This window comes from Psychrobacter fjordensis, from assembly GCF_904845995.1.
Taxonomy (GTDB): Bacteria; Pseudomonadota; Gammaproteobacteria; order Pseudomonadales; family Moraxellaceae; genus Psychrobacter; species Psychrobacter fjordensis.
Genome location: NZ_CAJGYP010000001.1, coordinates 1698959 through 1716769, shown reverse-complemented (window position 1 = coordinate 1716769; position 17811 = coordinate 1698959). Strand labels below are relative to the sequence as shown.

General features: G+C 40.6%; 16 protein-coding genes and 1 pseudogene. 8 read left to right on the top strand and 9 right to left on the bottom strand.

The window, feature by feature from the left end; translation table 11 throughout:
• Positions 1–231 precede the first annotated feature (231 nt).
• Both JMW61_RS07270 and JMW61_RS07265 read left to right on the top strand, forming a co-directional pair.
• Positions 232–501 carry a hypothetical protein gene (locus tag JMW61_RS07270; protein ID WP_201550102.1) on the top strand — a complete coding sequence of 90 codons (270 nt, stop codon included), beginning with the start codon at positions 232–234 and terminating at the stop codon, positions 499–501.
• 150 nt (positions 502–651) lie between these two features.
• A complete protein-coding gene (locus tag JMW61_RS07265; RefSeq protein WP_201550101.1) occupies positions 652–1722 on the top strand; it encodes a WG repeat-containing protein in 1071 nt (356 codons plus the stop codon).
• Between the two features lie 198 nt (positions 1723–1920).
• On the opposite strand, the gene JMW61_RS07260 is transcribed toward JMW61_RS07265, so the two are convergent.
• Positions 1921–2106, bottom strand: a complete 186-nt coding sequence (locus tag JMW61_RS07260) for an acyl-CoA thioesterase (protein WP_201550100.1) — start codon at positions 2104–2106, stop codon at positions 1921–1923.
• Between the two features lie 208 nt (positions 2107–2314).
• Between JMW61_RS07260 and JMW61_RS07255 the strand changes: the two genes are divergently transcribed.
• Positions 2315–2809 (top strand): REP-associated tyrosine transposase, encoded by a 495-nt coding sequence (locus JMW61_RS07255; protein ID WP_201550099.1) that lies wholly within the window; start codon positions 2315–2317, stop codon positions 2807–2809.
• Between the two features lie 128 nt (positions 2810–2937).
• Here the strand turns inward: JMW61_RS07255 and JMW61_RS07250 are convergent.
• The 3 genes and pseudogenes from JMW61_RS07250 to JMW61_RS07240 form a co-directional block, all read right to left on the bottom strand.
• A pseudogene (locus JMW61_RS07250) lies at positions 2938–3075 on the bottom strand (DUF503 family protein); the annotation flags it as partial.
• 171 nt (positions 3076–3246) lie between these two features.
• Positions 3247–4026, bottom strand: a complete 780-nt coding sequence (locus tag JMW61_RS07245; protein ID WP_201550420.1) for a M48 family metallopeptidase — start codon at positions 4024–4026, stop codon at positions 3247–3249.
• Between the two features lie 632 nt (positions 4027–4658).
• The gene (locus tag JMW61_RS07240) at positions 4659–6470 is read right to left on the bottom strand and encodes a hypothetical protein (RefSeq protein WP_201550098.1); all 1812 of its coding nucleotides are present in this window, start codon (positions 6468–6470) and stop codon (positions 4659–4661) included.
• Positions 6471–6692: 222 nt separating this feature from the next.
• On the opposite strand from JMW61_RS07240, the gene JMW61_RS07235 reads away from it, so the two are divergent.
• The 3 genes from JMW61_RS07235 (at position 6693) to gorA (ending at position 9482) form a co-directional block, all read left to right on the top strand.
• Complete coding sequence (locus JMW61_RS07235; RefSeq protein WP_197101838.1) at positions 6693–7481, top strand: threonine/serine exporter family protein; 789 nt, start codon at positions 6693–6695, stop codon at positions 7479–7481.
• Between the two features lies 1 nt (position 7482).
• On the top strand, positions 7483–7935 hold the full coding sequence (locus JMW61_RS07230) for a threonine/serine exporter family protein (protein WP_110923241.1): 453 nt from the start codon (positions 7483–7485) through the stop codon (positions 7933–7935).
• A 182-nt stretch (positions 7936–8117) separates the two neighbouring features.
• Positions 8118–9482, top strand: a complete 1365-nt coding sequence (gene gorA / locus JMW61_RS07225; RefSeq protein ID WP_201550097.1) for a glutathione-disulfide reductase — start codon at positions 8118–8120, stop codon at positions 9480–9482.
• Between the two features lie 139 nt (positions 9483–9621).
• Here the strand turns inward: gorA and JMW61_RS07220 are convergent, their stop codons facing one another.
• Entirely contained in the window at positions 9622–10083 is a 462-nt protein-coding gene (locus JMW61_RS07220) for a DUF2846 domain-containing protein (protein ID WP_201550096.1), read from the bottom strand.
• Positions 10084–10585: 502 nt separating this feature from the next.
• On the opposite strand from JMW61_RS07220, the gene JMW61_RS07215 reads away from it, so the two are divergent.
• Positions 10586–10747: a hypothetical protein gene (locus tag JMW61_RS07215; RefSeq protein WP_227687380.1), complete on the top strand. Its 162-nt coding sequence runs from the start codon at positions 10586–10588 to the stop codon at positions 10745–10747.
• 45 nt (positions 10748–10792) lie between these two features.
• Here JMW61_RS07215 and JMW61_RS07210 read toward each other — a convergent pair whose 3' ends face one another.
• Together JMW61_RS07210 and JMW61_RS07205 are read right to left on the bottom strand one after the other, a co-directional pair.
• Positions 10793–11416 carry a GNAT family N-acetyltransferase gene (locus tag JMW61_RS07210; RefSeq protein WP_201550094.1) on the bottom strand — a complete coding sequence of 208 codons (624 nt, stop codon included), beginning with the start codon at positions 11414–11416 and terminating at the stop codon, positions 10793–10795.
• A 365-nt stretch (positions 11417–11781) separates the two neighbouring features.
• Positions 11782–13455, bottom strand: coding sequence for an FAD-dependent oxidoreductase (locus JMW61_RS07205; RefSeq protein WP_201550093.1), 1674 nt, complete (start codon positions 13453–13455; stop codon positions 11782–11784).
• A 222-nt stretch (positions 13456–13677) separates the two neighbouring features.
• Here JMW61_RS07205 and truD point away from each other — a divergent pair, with 222 nt between their 5' ends.
• The gene (gene truD / locus JMW61_RS07200) at positions 13678–14943 is read left to right on the top strand and encodes a tRNA pseudouridine(13) synthase TruD (RefSeq protein ID WP_201550092.1); all 1266 of its coding nucleotides are present in this window, start codon (positions 13678–13680) and stop codon (positions 14941–14943) included.
• Between the two features lie 87 nt (positions 14944–15030).
• On the opposite strand, the gene JMW61_RS07195 is transcribed toward truD, so the two are convergent.
• Together JMW61_RS07195 and JMW61_RS07190 are read right to left on the bottom strand one after the other, a co-directional pair.
• Complete coding sequence (locus JMW61_RS07195; protein WP_201550091.1) at positions 15031–16458, bottom strand: GGDEF domain-containing protein; 1428 nt, start codon at positions 16456–16458, stop codon at positions 15031–15033.
• Between the two features lie 274 nt (positions 16459–16732).
• Entirely contained in the window at positions 16733–17614 is an 882-nt protein-coding gene (locus JMW61_RS07190) for a PHP domain-containing protein (protein WP_201550090.1), read from the bottom strand.
• Positions 17615–17811 lie beyond the last annotated feature (197 nt).

The following is a 17811-nucleotide window of genomic DNA, read 5'->3' as shown; positions in this document are numbered from 1 at the left end:
TGCAAGCCTTAATGATCTATGTGTGTAAAATTTCAACCTGTACGGCTACATTGCGTTACCTTTCTTAATATTTATTAAAGATACTTAAACTTTGATTGTATTAATATTTAAATGGTACAACATCATGCGCAAACGCATACGATATAGAAATAACTGGTTGAGAACGATATAGCGTGCACGAATCGACGCTATTCCCTTTTATACAACCTTTAAAAAATTTAAGGACTTTCCATGAAAAAATTACTATTTATTGTCTTAGCCTCTACTGTTGGCGTTGCTGCCTGTGCATCAAGCGGAACATCAAATAGCAGCCACAACCACAAAAAACCAGCGATGTCAGCTGACATGAAGCAAGCAATGGATGATTGTGCTAAGAGAACTGGCGTAAAAATGAATAAGGACAGTCGCCCAAGTAAAAGCGACATGAAGAAACTAGAATCATGTATGACTGCAAAAGGGTATAAAAAACCTGAAGGACATGGTCAAGGTCATTCTCACTAATTAGTATTTTTTAGATAATTGATGATATAAGGCTACTCTTTAGGGAGTGGCCTTTTTTGTTTGTTCTAGAGTTAGCGTAAATCCTATGAATACTTTAAACTGACTATTGCAATCTATAAGTGGCAATTAGCTTTTAAGGTAAAAGATTTAATGCGAATTTCTAGTGGCCTAGAACTAAATTTTAAATTAATAGTCATTAGCTTGGCTTTAATTTTGGTTAGTATCAATTGTTATGCCATACGTGAGGAATGCGAAATAGATAAAGGCTACAGTCTACCTGAAGATACTAGAGTAGAGCTATTTGAGTGTTATCATCATGGTTTCGTTGAAGGCCTAGTAGTGGTCGAGCAAGGCGAAGTATTTGGCAAAAACAATAAATATGGCTTTGCAAATAAACAGGGTGACATAATTGTTCCACTCGAATTTGATAACGCTTCTTCGTTTAGTGAAGGCTTTGCTAAAGTTGAGAAACAAAATAAATTTAGTTTTATCAATACTAAGGGTGAACCGCTTGTGCTCATTGAGTATGATTCTGCAAGATCATTTTCAGACGGTTTCGCCGTCGTTGAAAAGGCAGAAAATTATGGCTTTCTTAATACCCGAGGGGAAATTATAATACCTCTGATATATGATACAGCCTGGGACTTTAGACAAGGCTTAGCGCTGGTTGGACTTGATGAAAAAGTCGGCATGATCAATCCGCAAGGACAGTTAATTATACCGATTGAATATAACAAAGCGTACCCTGCTGGCGTTGGTGACGAATTAATAGCTTTACAAAAAGTAGATAAATGGGGTTATGCAGATAGAACAGGTGAAATTATAGTACCATTTATATATGATGAAGCTCGTCCTTTTACTGAGCAGGATAATGGTCTTGCACAGGTAATGAAGAACGGTAAGTTTGGCTATCTAGATCTACAAGGACAAGTAGTAATACCTATAGAGTATGAAACCTTAGGAGCATTTATAGATCAAAAAATTCTAAATGAGATTAGTTTATATCCTGAAGAACTGGCTAAAGTAAAAAGAGATGGCAAGACTTTTTATATTAATAGAGAAGGCGAAAAACTTAGCATATTTTATGTAATCGTTAGAAAAATCCTACTTAGTACATGGCTATATATATGGCAATTATTCTTACAGTTTTTTTTGATTGTAGTGCTCATTACAGCAATAATCAAAATTAGTCAGATTATTGTCGGAAGGTTGAAAACTTAGTAGACAGTTTAAGCAGAGCTTATAACTTCTGCTATTCTTGAGTTTTAAGACTAATTTTTTGGATTTCATATCTCGGTACCAACCTATCCCTCATTATAATTAGCTTTCAAAATTTCAATGTCTCTTAAAATTTATGTATGGTTTTAGCTGATTTGAGCCACTTAGATAAACGGCCAACCAATGAGCTACCCACCCTCCCTACACCAACAATTTCTCCAAGCTTAAACGCATTTTATCTGAGATAGCAGTCGGCTTTCTCGTTTCAGCATCGACATACACATGGACGAATCGACCTTGCGCCACCGCCGTTGCCTCAACATCATTTTCATCAGCATTGAAAACCGCGACTAGATATCTGACCGAAGAGTTACCAATTTTAGTCACGCCAATGCCGACTTCTAGCTCGTAGGTTGGGTTGACGAAGGAAACCCAACTGTCTCATATTCATCAAAACCAACTCGTTGGGTCTCATCCTTCGACACCAACCTACAATTTAAACGCGGAATTACCTACAATCCGTAGGTTGGGTGGAGCTTGCGATACCCAACAAAATTAAGTAATATCAGCTATTAGTTATAATTTGCAGAATAGCATGCAGTATCGAAGGCACTATCAAAAAGGAGCAACCTACTTTTTCACTGTCAACCTAGCTGATAGGTCTAGCGATTTGCTAGTCAAAGAAATTGCAACACTTAGACGCGCCTTCAAACTCGTTAAACAAAAACACCCCTTCTACATTGATGCCATTGTTATTTTGCCAGACCATTTGCATATGTTATGTACTATGCCAAATAATGATGCAGACTTCTCTAAACGAATAAAACTCATTAAATATTACTTTTCTTATAATATTGCCAAAACAGAATCTATTTCGAGTAGTAGACTTAAAAAAAGTGAGCGTGGTATTTGGCAACGTCGATTTTGGGAGCATTGTATTCGCGATGAATCAGACTATCGAGCACATATTGATTATATTCATATGAACCCTATTAAACATGAGTATGTGAAACAAGTTAAAGACTGGCAATATTCCTCATTTCATCGATTTGTGACGGATGGTTTGCTTCCTATCAATTGGGGCGGATGAGCATATTCTTTTTTGAAGTAAATGTTGGGTGTCGCAAGCTCCACCCAACCTACAAGTTAGACATTTTTCAGAGTTAAGACATAAAACCAATTAACTTAAATAAATTCCCTCTCAACACTCATCACCCGTTAATCTATGCTGTGTTCTATTTTCTCCTCAACTTGACTACACTGCGACTCGACCTCTCGTTTAGACAATCCAACGACCACAAACGTCCATTCGCTGGCTTCATGCCGATCACGCTCGCCGCTTTCATATACCGCGACGTTGGGCGTATTACCAAAGCCCCTAAGTTGGGTATAGCATGCGACGTAATTTCAAAATTAAACCAGTCATTTTTCGATATTTCTTTGCAAAAAAAGCAAGCCTCTCGACTTGCTTTTTTTATTTTCTATGCTCTTTTAATAGTATCGTACTTATCTAATTGTACCGATCTATTAAGGTGCTTTAGCAGCCGCTTGATAAATTGGCGTAACTTCAGGCAAGAGTGCTTTGATTTTAGCGATACGCTGCCCAGAATTTGGATGCGTAGACGTCAAAGTAACTAAGGCGCTACTACGACCATTTTCGGCCTCCATTTTTTCCCATACTGACACTGCAGACGCTGGATTGTAGCCTGCCTGCGCCATCAAACGCAAACCACCCGCATCGGCTTGTGATTCTTGACTACGAGAAAACGGCTTATCAATACCTAGGTCATTAATTAAGCCCAATGCATTATCACTTAATCCTGTTTTTGACTGTAGTTGTGCACCACCTAACTGCATCGCTAAACCAGTCAGAACTTTTTGCCCTGCGTCCTTTTTACTGTGCTCAGACAATGCATGGGTCATTTCGTGTCCCATGATTGCAGCGATTTCTGCATCAGTTAACTTTAACGTCTCTACAATACCTGTGTAAAAGGCCATTTTGCCACCAGGCATTGCCCAAGCATTTAATTCAGGTGACTTTATAACCGTAATTTGCCAATCAAAAGGCACGCCTGTTGTATTGGCTTGAACGGCGTAAGGCTTTATACGATTAAAGACTTTTTTAACTCGAATGGCGGTCGAAGAAGTATTGTCTACTGCGCCTTGACTCTTAGCACTAGAAACCACTTGAGAGTAGCTTTTTGCCGCATCGCTATTTAAGGTAGCAGTATCGTATCCTGCCATATCGGCTACTGTAGTACAGCCCGCCAACGTAGTAATGGTGGTAAGCAATAGAACATTTTTCATTTTATTAAAAGTGGTCATTAGACGTCCAAGTTAAAAGATACAGTTGAAGTAGATAGCTAGATAAAGGTAATGAATTGAGAATGTAACCAAGATGTAAGTAATGTGTCTGAATTATCGAGGAAGAGATTATCACCATAGAAAACAAAAGTCTATTAATTTTACAATCTATCGCCTATTTTCCGTCGTAAGTCATACCCAACATGCATCTGAAGTATATAACGTCATTATTTTAATTTGAGTCACTGCTTAGCGAGCATCTTATAACCCAAACCTACCTAAACAAATACCCTGTCTACAGTCATCACCCACGCATCTGCGCTAGTCTCTATCTTCTCTTGTCTAAAATATCTTATCCTTTGTAGTCATATCAAATATAATGTCCAATAATGCCTGCGCGTCAGCATCCAGACCCTTTATAATAGCGTATCATATCAATAACCAATATGCGTACTTCCACAATGACTTCTATCAGTTACGTAAAGCAGCAGCGTGTCTACCGTACGTTCTAGCTTCTCTTCAATCTGACTACACTACGATTCAACCTCACATTTAAACAGACCAATTATTACAAAGGTCCATTCACTGGCATCATACCGATCACGTACTACTTTAACTCATGTATATTTAAGCGCTCATGAGCACTGATTACCAGTATATTTATTAAAAGATAGATAGTCTGTCGAATAATCACCAACAAACTCCACGACTGGAATATTATAGGATTTGTATGCTTTGAATCTGGTAGATTTCCCTTGGCTTATGCATTCATCCATATCAGAAACACAGTGACAAACCTCATTGGTTGCATAGCTACCAAACTGCTTACCTGTATTGATCACCATATCTTGAGAGACACCCTGTACTTTGGTACCGTCGTCATAACTACCATAGACCACACCAACAACTTTTGTTTTATGTGGATTATTGACTTGCCACTTGATCGCGCGATAAGACCCTAGATATAAAACTATAGGCGCTGTACTCTTTGGGATATCGAGCACAACCGCTTGATTATCCGCTTCATAAGCACCAGCATATAACGCGACGACATTAGGATATTGAGTCTTGATGTCTACTAAAAAGTCACTAGAGTCTGTGGGCTGTTTCACTTCTGATATTGGTGTTAGCATGACGCTGACATCAGTGGTATGCCAACTGTTTGAATACTCAACCTCAATAATGTGATTGCCTTTTGGAATAAATACTTTTTGCTCAACATCATGAAGTCCCTGCTCAAGAATGACGCGCCTATCAATGGAAACCCTGCCACCAGACCAGCTTTTATTCATCAATATATTATAAAACTCTGATTTAGGCGCGTTTAACACCCCGACCCAATACGCATTCAAATTACTCGAAGGAATCCCTAAAAACTCATCATAAGCGTACTTTTTTTGAATGGCAGAAACTGGCATTGCTTTGACTACCTTTTCTACGTTATTCGCATCAATGTAATAAGCCATGTAACCCGAGTCAGGTACTTTACGTTTAGGATTTAGAAAGTCGCCCCAGGTATTAGTGGTGAAAGGAAACTTGTATAGATGATTATCAAACATTTGCGAGTCATTAGTTTGCACCTGACCTGCGTTTGACTTTGTTTGAATAAGATAAGAGGAAGTATCACTATAAAAGGTGAGGCTGTCTTGATGATTTTCGGTTAGATTTGTATATGTATCCTCAAAATTAGAATGGACCCTATTTGTACACTGATTTTTTTTTGCTTCTATCTTTCTATAATTAACGGTAGCCAATTTTGCAAAATTTATAGAACGGTTAGTGTTGCTAAAAGACACTTTATCGACTGAAGATGCACCAGTATAACCTATCACTTTAAAGCCATACCTATGTTGCAATGAGCCGATGTCTAAGATGACATCGCTACCATCACAGCGAAAATTGCCACCAGCACAGCTACAGCTAACATCGGAGTTATAGTTACCCAGTCTATGACCATGATCAAAAGTCAGTTTTTTGTTCACGCCACTAACTTGTGAACCTTCACTATAACTGCCATATACCACACCAATTACATTGGATTCGTACTCGTTATTCTCGCTATCGATAACGGTCGTATTGATGTTCCAATGTATTGGGCTATACGAGCTTAGATATAAAATGACAGGTTCTTTTATATCAGGCATATCAATAGTTGTTTCTCGTCCACTAGAGTTATAAGCGCCTACATATAGTGCAACTGCATCCGGATACTTCTGTCTAATGTCGGCTAAAAAATAACTGGTTGGATCTTCAACATTGGTTATGTCAGCATCAGCAGGCAGTACAGAAAACCGTTCATCACACACTTCATTAGAACATTCTATTACTGTCTCATTGTTGTCTTTAATATTGCTGTCAGAGCTTTTATCACAGCCTATCAAAGATAACGGCATCATAAAAAGTAGCGAGATATAAGTGAATGCAGCAAAGAATTGTTTAATAATCATAGTGTGTTTAGCTTATGTATAGTTATCGTAGAGTATCATTTAGATAAGATAAATAACATTATAGTAACTTTTGATACAATAAGCGATATTCGTTCATTATTCTCCTTGCCAAAAAATCTTATACTTTATCTTAGCTTTCAATATAATGTCCAATAATGCCTGCGCGTCAGCACTCAGACCCTTTATAATAGCGTATCAATAACCAATATGCGTACTTCCACAATGACCTCTATCAGTTACGTAAAGCAGCAGCGCATTACCCGACTATGCGTGCGCTGCGGCCTACTTCTTATGCAGTATGGTGCTGAGTCTGCCATCGTGGTGGACTTGTCCAAGCGCTTGGGCATTGCTTTGGGAATGAACAGCGTAGAATGCTCGCTCAATTTTAATGCCCTTACCTTGACCACTATCTGTGATGAGCGCTGTATCACCACTACCAGAGACACAATCAATCAGAGCATCAACGTCAATTTATTGGTACAAATTCAGCAAATCGTTAATAAGACCGAAGACACCATAGATAATGATGATTTGATAGACCTGACTACGCTTGCCTTTGATGAGTTAGACAAGACGGTTTATCCAACATGGCTAGTCGGCATATTTGTGGGCATTTCTTGTGCCGCATTTGCTTATCTTAACAGTGCCAGTTGGTTGATGACGGCGGTGACATTTGTCGCTGGTATGGTGGCGATGCTCACTCGTATTTATCTGTCCAAACATCACTTTAACCCCTTTATTACGGTTATCGTGACGGCATTTATCGCCTCTCTCATTGGCGCAACCACGTATTATTTTGATATTGGGAACAATGCCGATATCGCCGTTGCATCCAGTGTGCTGCTACTGGTGCCAAGCTTCCCCCTCATTAATTCTTTTTCGGATATCTTAAAAGGCTATGTCAATATCGGGGTTGGACGTGCCGTGTTTACCTATATGTTGACCTTATCCGCGTGCGTTGGCATCGTGATGGCCCTTGTTTTACTTCAAATACAGCACTGGGGGTTTTGACATGTGGTTTATAGAAACCGTTGTACTGTCTTGCATCATCACCCTTGGTTGGACGCTGATGTTCACTGTTCCCAAACGCTACATTCTGCCGTGTTTGCTCATGACTGCTTTTGGGTTTGGACTAAAGACTGCACTTGTCCATCAGCAAGTACATCTTGTAGTAGCCAGCTTTTTTGGAGCGATGCTTGCCAGTTTTTTGGGCGTGTATTTTTCTAAGAAATATACCCTACCGCCTAAAGCGCTCATTTCGCCAAGTGTCATCTGTATGATGCCCGGTATCGCCGCGTATAAGGCGATGGTCAGCATGGTGCAGATTGGCTATTTTGGTTTTTCAGACGAGTTATTTAGTCAAATGATGGTGTACTTGTTTGAGGCTTTGTTTGTGACCTCAGGATTGGTACTGGGTTTGTCAATTCCTGGGCTGTTATTTTATAGACGTCGTGCTATTGTTTAAGTGGGTTTAGATAGGCTTAGCTATATAAATACTGACCACATGGAAGCAACTCAACACACCTTAACCATAAAAAACTTGTAAGATGGATTATAAGACCCATTACAGTAGAGTCCAAAACAAGAGCATTCAAAACAATAAACCTTAAAACTGTACCAATAACAATTTAATAAAGAGACCTGATTATGACCAAACATTATGACTATATCGCCATTGGCGGCGGCAGCGGCGGCATTGCCTCAATCAACCGTGCAGCAAGCTATGGCAAAAAATGCGCCATTATCGAAGCCAATCAACTGGGTGGTACTTGTGTGAATTTGGGCTGTGTTCCCAAAAAAGTGATGTGGTATGGCGCGCAAGTTGCCGAAGCCATTCATAAATATGCGCCCGATTATGGTTTTGATGTTGAGTTTAAAGGTTTTGACTTCCAAAAACTGGTGCAGAGCCGTCAACAGTACATCGAAAATATCCACCGCTCTTATGACAACAACTTGGCCAAAAATGGCGTAGAAGTCATCAAAGGCTTTGCCAAATTTGTCGATACCAATACCATAGAAGTGAACGGCGAACTCATTACCGCTGACCATATTTTGATTGCCACGGGCGGTCACCCGATTCAACCAAATATCAAAGGCGCAGAATACGGTATCGATTCTGATGGCTTTTTTGCCTTGAACCATTTGCCAAAACGTGTGGCGATTGTGGGTGCAGGATATATCGCTGTCGAAATCGCAGGCGTACTAAACAGTCTAGGTGCAGAGGTGCATTTATATGTGCGCAAACACTCGCCACTACGCGCATTTGACCATACTATTGTAGAAACCTTGCTGATAGAGATGGAGCAAGATGGTATTCATCTGCACACCAACACTGCCATCAATGAAGTCAATAAAAATGACGATGATAGCCTGAACCTATCTACCAATAGTGGTGGCGAAGACTGTATTGACACAGTAGATTGCTTGATTTGGGCCATTGGTCGTGCGCCATCAACAGACGGTATCAACCTGCAAGTGACAGGGGTCGCGACGACTGAGACTGGCAAAATCAAAGTCGATGCGTTCCAAAATACCAATATCGACAACATCTATGCAGTCGGCGATATTATCGAAAACAGTGTTGATTTGACTCCAGTGGCGATTGCCGCAGGTCGCCGCTTATCAGAGCGTCTATTTAATAATAAGCCTAATGAGCACTTAGACTATACGTTGATACCGACCGTTATTTTTACCCACCCTGCGATTGGTACGATTGGCTTGTCTGAAATCGACGCGATTGAACGCTATGGCAAAGACAATATCAAATGCTATAAATCGAGCTTTACCTCTATGTATAGTGCAGTGACCCAGCATCGCCAAAAATGCACCATGAAGCTGGTGTGCTTGGGCGATGACGAAAAAGTCATTGGCTTACATGGTATTGGCTTTGGTGTCGATGAGATGATTCAAGGTTTTGCAGTCGCGATTAAAATGGGTGCGACTAAAGCTGACTTTGATAATACTGTTGCAATTCACCCAACAGGCTCGGAAGAGTTTGTGACGATGCGTTAGTTACGTAGACTGAACACGAAAAAGAGGGTGCTTTATAAGCACCCTCTTTTTCGTTATCAATCCAATCTCAGCCAATTTTTCAGTGAGTTAATATCTAAATGTCATCGATACTACGAACCACTCGGATGATAAAAATTAGCTATTTACTACAATTGCCCTTAATACCGAGCTCAAGGCCAGCTATCGCTTCTTTGCCTTCACTTTCAGGTACTAACTTCAAACCAGCACCACCGACAAAAAGACCAGGCTTAATATACTGTTTGACGAAGTAGTTTTGACCTGTTTCAGTCATTACCATTAAATCATTTGGTGAGAACTCAGATTCTGTTGAAACTTTATGCTCTTTATTTCCTAGCACCTCATGGTAAAAGAATGTTCCACGCGCAGTCTCTCCAATACACTCATCATCTACCCAGATATCTTTCTTCAAAGCTGCACCCACCACACTATTGCTACGGTAAATATATAGACCAGCATTATCTGTACTTGGTACTTTAACTTGCTTGAGTACATTAGATACTTCAACATTTTCAGTGGGTACAGAAGCACAACCAGCAAATAGTATTGATGTAACCGTTAGAAAAGCGATTCTTTTTAGCATGTTGTCTCTCTAAGAATAAGGATAGTTTTATTTAATATATTTCAATAACTTTATTACGAATAACTTATAGAAACATACCCCAGTTTCAATAGTCAAAACCAACTCGTCACTCGCTTGATAAACCTTAAAACTGGTTTTGCAAGTACCTCAATTATCAGTAACAGTCATTTGATATGTGACATCTATATGACTATGTAATTGAGGTTTTCGTTGATTTTTTACCACTAATCCCCTCGTTCTTAATGTGTCTATAAAGTTACTAGAACTATATAGAATTATATCTTAGAAGCCAACTTAATTCTCGATATTTGCCTATTTTTATTTGATATTGCTTTTTTATAATTGAATCACCTCTGTTTGAATAGCTCTAAAAATTCTAAGTGAAGTCACCTTCATACAGACAGCACAATCCTAGTACTGCTATCATGCATTTAATAATGTCCGTTGAGAGATGACTGTGTGGCAGGTGTACTTTTTTATATTACCAATTGGCTTAGGGATTATGACCTTGGCAGCGAGCTTACTTTGTTTATTTGCTTATCTTATGTCTGATGACAATGCCACACGCTTGCCAGCCTTTAACTGGTTTAAGCGCTTAATCATCGTGGCATTTTTATTGTTGAGCGTGGGGCTATTTATGACCTTTAGATATTTTTGGCGTTGATTCAGACATTATAGTTTTAAGTGTCTTTTCGCTAAAATAATATAATCAGCTAACGATTTTTTCTAATTCTAATAGCTCTAAGTCTTCACGCTTTGGCTCGCCATTATTCCCATCGTTTGGAAATGGCATTTTATTACCATTTAACTGATAACCGCGGCGCTCATAGTAGGCCAATAACTCAGGACGATGGCTAAGAATAGACATGGTCAAACGGCTCGGTTGATTCTGTGACTGTAAATGGCGATCTGCAAAGGTCTCTGCTGCTTGTAAGATAACATTACCAACGCCTTGCCCTTGTAGCACAGGATGTACCGCAAACATACCGATATAAGCTTTTTTATTTGAGGTAGCATTGGTTTTGATATCAACAGCGATACAGCCAAGTATCTCACCTGTTTCTTCTCCATCACGGTCGCCCGTTGTTGTTTTTGGATAGACAAAATAATAGTGATTAGGGTCATTGATAACGGCAGCAAGCTCAGCTGCTGTGGTTCTAATACCACCAATCAAATCTGCCTCATTGGTCCAACCTGCTGTCTCGCGATAGCAGCAATTCAATAACTGCTCAAGTGCGCTAATATCATCTAACGTGGCTTCACGTAAAAATACAGAGTCTTTATCAAATCGGTCTGTTTTTGTATGGCCTTGATTTATATTATTTTCGCTCATATTAGAATTTTTCCTTTTTCGTCTATGTATAGTTGAATTCAAATAATTTCGATACAAGGAAACCGAGTGCAAGTTATACATGAGTATACTTAACGAGGATGATGATGTAGCGGATTTATATGGATTTGACTATATAAAAACTGACTTAGATTCCTAAGCCAGCCTAGGGCATGTCATCAATTAGATTGTGAGGCTTAAAATGAGAAAAATTGTAGATAAATGAGGAAGAAATTGCCGTGAATATGAACATATTGACAAAATTCCTGACGATATTTATCAAAATTTAGCCATTTTAAGACCACTAAATGTATTAATGTGCTAATTGATGACATGCCCAAGATACTAATACTTATTACTTTGTAGTGCTAGAGCGATAATGCTTGTGCTTGCTTGATAATATCAAACCCTGCATGGAGCTGCGCGCGCGTCGGTGCATGACCACAGCGAAGTAGCTCAGAGAAAGCGACCAATTCTTTGTCACGACCAAGCGTACTTGCCGCGCTGGCACGACTGTCCTCTCCTGCGTCATCGAAATAGTACTCGATATAATCGAGCGTATCTGGCGTACCAAGCAATATACTGTTATCTGGCGTTTGCGCATGGCCGCTATAGCGTAGGCTTTTGCCATATTGCATGGACCAAAAAAACGGCACACGGGCATCTAACGTCTCTACTGTGTCGTCTTTTAATATCGCAGCTGCCGCCACGAGCCCATGCTGTAATGCCACACGCCAATGCTCAATACGCATACGTCCCATCTGCCCAGATGCTTTTGCGATATCGCCCAGTGCATATACCCCATCACGCAATTGTAGCTTGCTATCGACCTGTACACCATCAGGATCATTGACCTCTTCTAACAGCGCAGTATTGGCAGATACTCCTGTGCCTAAAATCACAATGTCGGCATCAATCTGCTCACCATTTCCTAGTATCACACCGCCCACTTGTGAAAAGGTTTGGTTCTCTTCTTCATTCTCAGACTGATTGACAACCCTCTTAACCTCAGTAATTGCATTGACCGTGGCATCAAATACAAAGTTAACGCCGTTTTCTTCGTGCAACTTGATAAGCGCATTACTAACGGTTTCTGAGACGATATTACCCATTACACGGTCAGACTGCCCAACCACTGTGATTGAAGCTGTCGTGCCTGCCTGCGCTAAGGCTGAGGCGACCTCCATACCAATAAACCCAGTACCGATAATCACCACGCGCTGATCATGACTGGCCGCTTTAATCAACTTGGCATCATCCATACTGCGTAAGGTATATACGCCATCTAACTCTACTCCCATAATAGGCGGTATAGTAGGTGACGACCCTGTGGCCACCACCAAATAATCGGCAGATATGGTTTTATCACTACTATTATCATTGTTGCTGTTACTACTATCACTAACAACCATTAAAGTACGCTCATTAGGCAATACTTTGCTCACCGTTTGATTCAAGCGCAAATCAATATTGTTGTCTTTGGCCCAGTCGCTACCGCCAAGCAGCAGCTTTTCTTCTGGTATATTCCCTGCCAAAAAAGCTTTAGACAATAACGGACGATTATAAGGGGCTCTGTTGTCAGCACTAATCAATGTGATATCACCGCCATATCCAGTATTACGCAAATAATGTGCCGTCATAAACCCAGCCGCACCGCCGCCCACAATCACGGTATGAGTGTCTGTCAATTTATCATTTGGTATATCAGTCTTTTCTTTGGCTGATGTCGTCACAATCAACTCATCACTATTGTCAGTCAGTTGATATTGGGTCAAGCCTTCGGTGGCGATTGGCTCTAACAATGTGCCATCACGACTATCAAAAGTAGCATGATGCCATGGGCAAACCACACGGTTGCCACAGCGTAACCCGTTGCCTAAATCTGCCCCTGCATGTGGGCATTTACCATCAAACGCATGAAACTCGTCGTCGTCTCGGGTGATTAAAATGATACTATCATCCTCTTGCTTGTATGATTTCATACCGCCACTAGGAATGTCCGCCTTGCTGATAGTAACTGTGTTAATCGTTGCATTGGTCATAAGTCTTCCTTAACGGTTATAATAGATTTCTAATAAAAACGGTATGAAAACAACTCTATGATCTTTTCATACCCTATTCATCGATAGTAGCAAGACCATTTAGCACATGCTGTTTTTTTGTATGTTTACTGCGTTGCAAAACGTAATTTTCACGTTTTATCTAAAACCCTCTATTACCATGACTTCCATTTAAAACTTATAATCAAAATAAAAGATTACTTTATGACTTATCTAGACAACCATCTCGAAACGCCTACGACCTCTACTTCTGAACCGCATTTGGAGAGCAAGCCAATTACGAGTGCATCCGTTGATGTGGCCGATATCGATATTTCAGCTGCCGCGGATACTGAGCAATTGCCACAGCCGATGCAGCCACCATTAAAACGGGCAACTTATAAGGCCAATACTACGGATTTTATCGTCAATGAGATATTGCCATTAGACTTCACCAATGAAGGTGAGCACCTATGGTTGCATATTCAGAAATCAGGCATGAACACTGCTTATTTGGCCAAACTATTATCAGAGTGGGCAGAGATTCCATTACGTGATGTTGGATATTCAGGACTGAAAGACCGTCATGCACTAACAACACAGTGGTTTAGCCTACGAATACCCAAGAAGCAGTTACCGGCCACTGAGTTTGCACCGATAGATATCGGAGAGACAGAGTCAGTCATTATTCTCGCTCAGCATTGGCATAACAAAAAGCTCAATCGTGGTACGCATCGTGCCAATCAATTCGTAATTACCTTACGTGATATTCAGTTTGAAAATATCGATACTGAGACACCAGAATCTGAGCAGCTATTGTCTGCAAAAGAAGCAGTCGAGCAGTATTTATCGAATATTAGCCAAAGTGGTGTCCCCAATTATTTTGGTCCACAGCGTTTTGGTCGTCAAGGCAATAACATCAGAGAGGCATTATCACTGTTTGCCCGTCCACTACGAGCGCCTCGCCCATCGTCTAAAAAAAGCAAAAGCAAGCGTGCACCGCGAGAGCAAAACACGATGGAGCTGTCTGCAGCGCGTAGCTTGATATTTAATGAGATCTTGGCAGCACGCGTACGAGATGGTAGCTGGAATACTGGTCTATCCGGTGAAGTGTTTAATTTGGATGGCTCAGGATCAATCTTTACGAGTGAAGAGGTAGACGACACATTACGTGAACGAATGGCTAGTGGTGATATCCATCCAACGGCTGTGATGTGGGGCATAGACAATGATAAAGTCAGTAATGCGGCGGCAGACGTTGAAAATGATACCGTACAACATAGCCCTTTATTGACGCAGTTAGCTGCTGGTTTAGAACAACGAGATATAAAGGCACAACGACGAGCGCTGCGTTTACCTATCGAAGCGTTAGCGTGGGTATGGTGTGATTCAGAAGAGGAGTCTCAGACACTCGTGTTGGATTTCACGCTAACGACTGGCAGCTTTGCAACGAGTGTATTGGCGAGTTTGGTACAGCAGTTAGTTTTTTAATCAACTATAGTTATCGGTAGGTACAGATTAGAACATTCATATCGATGGCAGTAGTCATCTATGAATGTTCAGCTGCTTGATTACTTTCTAATGACTATAAAGCGAATCTATCTTGTCATCGCCTGATTTTAACATCTCATTCGCACTCACAACTTGATTACGCCCGCGGCCCTTAGCCTTGTATAAAGCCTTATCTGCCCTACAGATCAAGCGCTGGCAAATATCTTGAGGCAATTGTGTGAGTTCGGTTTGGTTATCAAACGTTCTTCCAATATACGATTTTTTTAGCTGTGAATGATCAAGCTGACATCCCGTTTCTGTTTTGCCTGCCGCTCGATTCGCTTTCTTAAAAGACATGCATTCTTTATAAGTCAGCGTATACAATCCGAGACTAGCGGTCACGTTAAAGGTAATATTGTTATCGACCACAATGGTTTGTTCAGCAATGCTTAGCCGTAGCTGCTCAGCAATGACCATCGCACTATCATGCTTTGTATTTGCCAGTACAATCAAAAACTCCTCGCCACCATATCGGCTAACAATTGTATCATCCGTTAAAGACTGCGACAGCGTCTGTGCCACTGTGCTCAAGACTCGATCACCCACATCATGACCGTAATTGTCATTAACTTCCTTAAACCAATCCAAATCCAATAAGATCACGCTGATATCTTGAGACTCCTTTATCGTCACCAATGCTTGCTTCATTTGCATCAGACCATAACGACGATTCTTTAGTTGTGTCAGCTCATCTTGATTGGCATGTTGTAAGGTTTCTTTTCTACTGTCATCTAATATCACCAACAAAGTACGGAACATATAAATAATAAAAATAGCTTTTGGTAGCGACATATAAATATGTGTAGAACGCCACAACAGATTAGAAGACTGGCGTAGATAATTGATATCATCCCAGTTTAACGCCTGATTCCTCATTATAACCATTTCATTATAAGTCATATAACTATGAATGTTAGGAGGCAGCGTCGTGGCAACCATTTGTCGTAGATTGGGTATCGTAATACCAGCATAAGGAATGAGTGTTACCACCAAAATAGCAATGATTTGCCCTATAAATGCTCGCCATACATACCGCCGGCTAATGAGCATCATACCCAACATCGTACCACCTACTAACGAGACACCCGCTACCAAACTACTATGTCCCAATACTGCGACAATAAAGGTAATGTAGGCACTATAAATAGTAATAAGTATCGCTTGCCATGTATAGATATTGCTATTGGCACTTCTAACCGGTGAAAAACGACTGGACATCCATAGCAAAAACACACCTACCATGGACACACCAATCCATATTGGATACAGCAGATTCATATCAATGTAATTACTATAAGTATCACGGCGATACCAAACAAATAAGCACCACAGCCAATGCGAAAAAACATCCATTACCATGAATGCTGCCAGTAGTGCCGTCCTATCAGCTGCTTGCCATTCAAAAACTGCTTTAGAAAGCTGTTTGTAGCCTAGATAAAACTTAGATACAGCCATAATGGGCTACCGGAAATAAAAAAAATGATGGAGCTAAAGCCAGAACAATAACTGACAACTCATGATTACTACTGAAACCAAAACTACTTATTCAGTGTGGCCATTTATGCCTGAGTTATCAATTCATTTGATGGATTCACACGTCAATACCTGACGCTTTGTTTTAAACATTATTTAAATATATATATTAACTCAGGCAGCCTCCAAGATTAACCGATAATCAACCACTTTTCAGTGAATTTTATAGGTATTTTTTGAATAGTTGTAACACAGATTAAGCAAACATCTTAAAAGACTGCCAAACCCCTTGCTGTTCAGGGTTCAACGTCGGTACATCGCCCAAACGTCGCCACGGCATATTACTACCATGAAAGTCACTGCCAATTGATGTGACAAGATCGTGCTCAGCGATACTACGATCGACCATTCTGCGAGTGCTAACTGGCTCACTATTGGCGGGCAGCTCACAAGCATCACCGCCTAACTGGGCAAACTCTTCGATCAGTTTACGCACACGAGTGGCTGAGAGTTGATAGCGAGTCGGATGCGCCAGTACAGCCTTGCCACCACAAGCATGAATTAGCTCGATACCATGCTGCATCGTTAGCGCCTCGATTGCCACATAAGCAGGTTTATTATCCGCCAGATATTTATCAAAGGCCTTTTGTACGGTTTTTACTTCACCACGCTCAAACAATACTTGACCAATATGCGCACGCCCTACTGCTTGTGGATTGCCACCTGCTTTCACAAGTACAGCTTGCCACAACTCGTCATAACTGATATCTAGCAATTCACTGAGCTTTTCAGTAATTTTCTGACCACGCGTGGCACGACTGTCTTGCAGCTGCTGCAATGTTGCATGCATTTTTTCAAGATCAGTAAAATCAAGACCAAGTACATGGATAATCTTGTTGGTCGATTTGTTTTTACCATAACCACCGCTAAGTGTATGCTCACAGCTGATCTCAACACCATTAATAAGTTGCATATCACAGGCCGTCGCAGCGACTCTCGCCTCATCAATTCCTGCGAGGGTATCGTGATCGGTCAGAGCCAATACATTGACACCAGCCGCGTGGGCGCGTTGTATTACTTCCGTTGGCCCATAAGTACCATCAGAGCAAGTACTGTGACAATGTAGATCGAATTTCATAAATAAGCCTTAGCATTTTAAAATAATAAGCATTAAAGGGAGTAAAAAGAGAAATACAGTAGTAGCTAGCCGTTGTGTAGTCTATTCAATATGAAAGTCATTCAAGCAAACCGAGTGTCGATGTATATTAAATACTTCAAGCGAGGTTGACGCGGTAACGCTTTTATAATGGAATGACTGCATTTAATATATAGAAC

Coding starts and splice junctions, on each gene's coding strand:
- JMW61_RS07270 (WP_201550102.1), top strand. CDS start 232: ATGAAAAAATTACTATTTATTGTCTTAGCCTCTACTGTTGGCGTTGCT.
- JMW61_RS07265 (WP_201550101.1), top strand. CDS start 652: ATGCGAATTTCTAGTGGCCTAGAACTAAATTTTAAATTAATAGTCATT.
- JMW61_RS07255 (WP_201550099.1), top strand. CDS start 2,315: ATGCAGTATCGAAGGCACTATCAAAAAGGAGCAACCTACTTTTTCACT.
- JMW61_RS07245 (WP_201550420.1), bottom strand. CDS start 4,026: ATGAAAAATGTTCTATTGCTTACCACCATTACTACGTTGGCGGGCTGT.
- JMW61_RS07240 (WP_201550098.1), bottom strand. CDS start 6,470: ATGATTATTAAACAATTCTTTGCTGCATTCACTTATATCTCGCTACTT.
- JMW61_RS07235 (WP_197101838.1), top strand. CDS start 6,693: ATGACCTCTATCAGTTACGTAAAGCAGCAGCGCATTACCCGACTATGC.
- JMW61_RS07230 (WP_110923241.1), top strand. CDS start 7,483: ATGTGGTTTATAGAAACCGTTGTACTGTCTTGCATCATCACCCTTGGT.
- gorA (WP_201550097.1), top strand. CDS start 8,118: ATGACCAAACATTATGACTATATCGCCATTGGCGGCGGCAGCGGCGGC.
- JMW61_RS07220 (WP_201550096.1), bottom strand. CDS start 10,083: ATGCTAAAAAGAATCGCTTTTCTAACGGTTACATCAATACTATTTGCT.
- JMW61_RS07215 (WP_227687380.1), top strand. CDS start 10,586: ATGACCTTGGCAGCGAGCTTACTTTGTTTATTTGCTTATCTTATGTCT.
- JMW61_RS07210 (WP_201550094.1), bottom strand. CDS start 11,416: ATGAGCGAAAATAATATAAATCAAGGCCATACAAAAACAGACCGATTT.
- JMW61_RS07205 (WP_201550093.1), bottom strand. CDS start 13,455: ATGACCAATGCAACGATTAACACAGTTACTATCAGCAAGGCGGACATT.
- truD (WP_201550092.1), top strand. CDS start 13,678: ATGACTTATCTAGACAACCATCTCGAAACGCCTACGACCTCTACTTCT.
- JMW61_RS07195 (WP_201550091.1), bottom strand. CDS start 16,458: ATGGCTGTATCTAAGTTTTATCTAGGCTACAAACAGCTTTCTAAAGCA.
- JMW61_RS07190 (WP_201550090.1), bottom strand. CDS start 17,614: ATGAAATTCGATCTACATTGTCACAGTACTTGCTCTGATGGTACTTAT.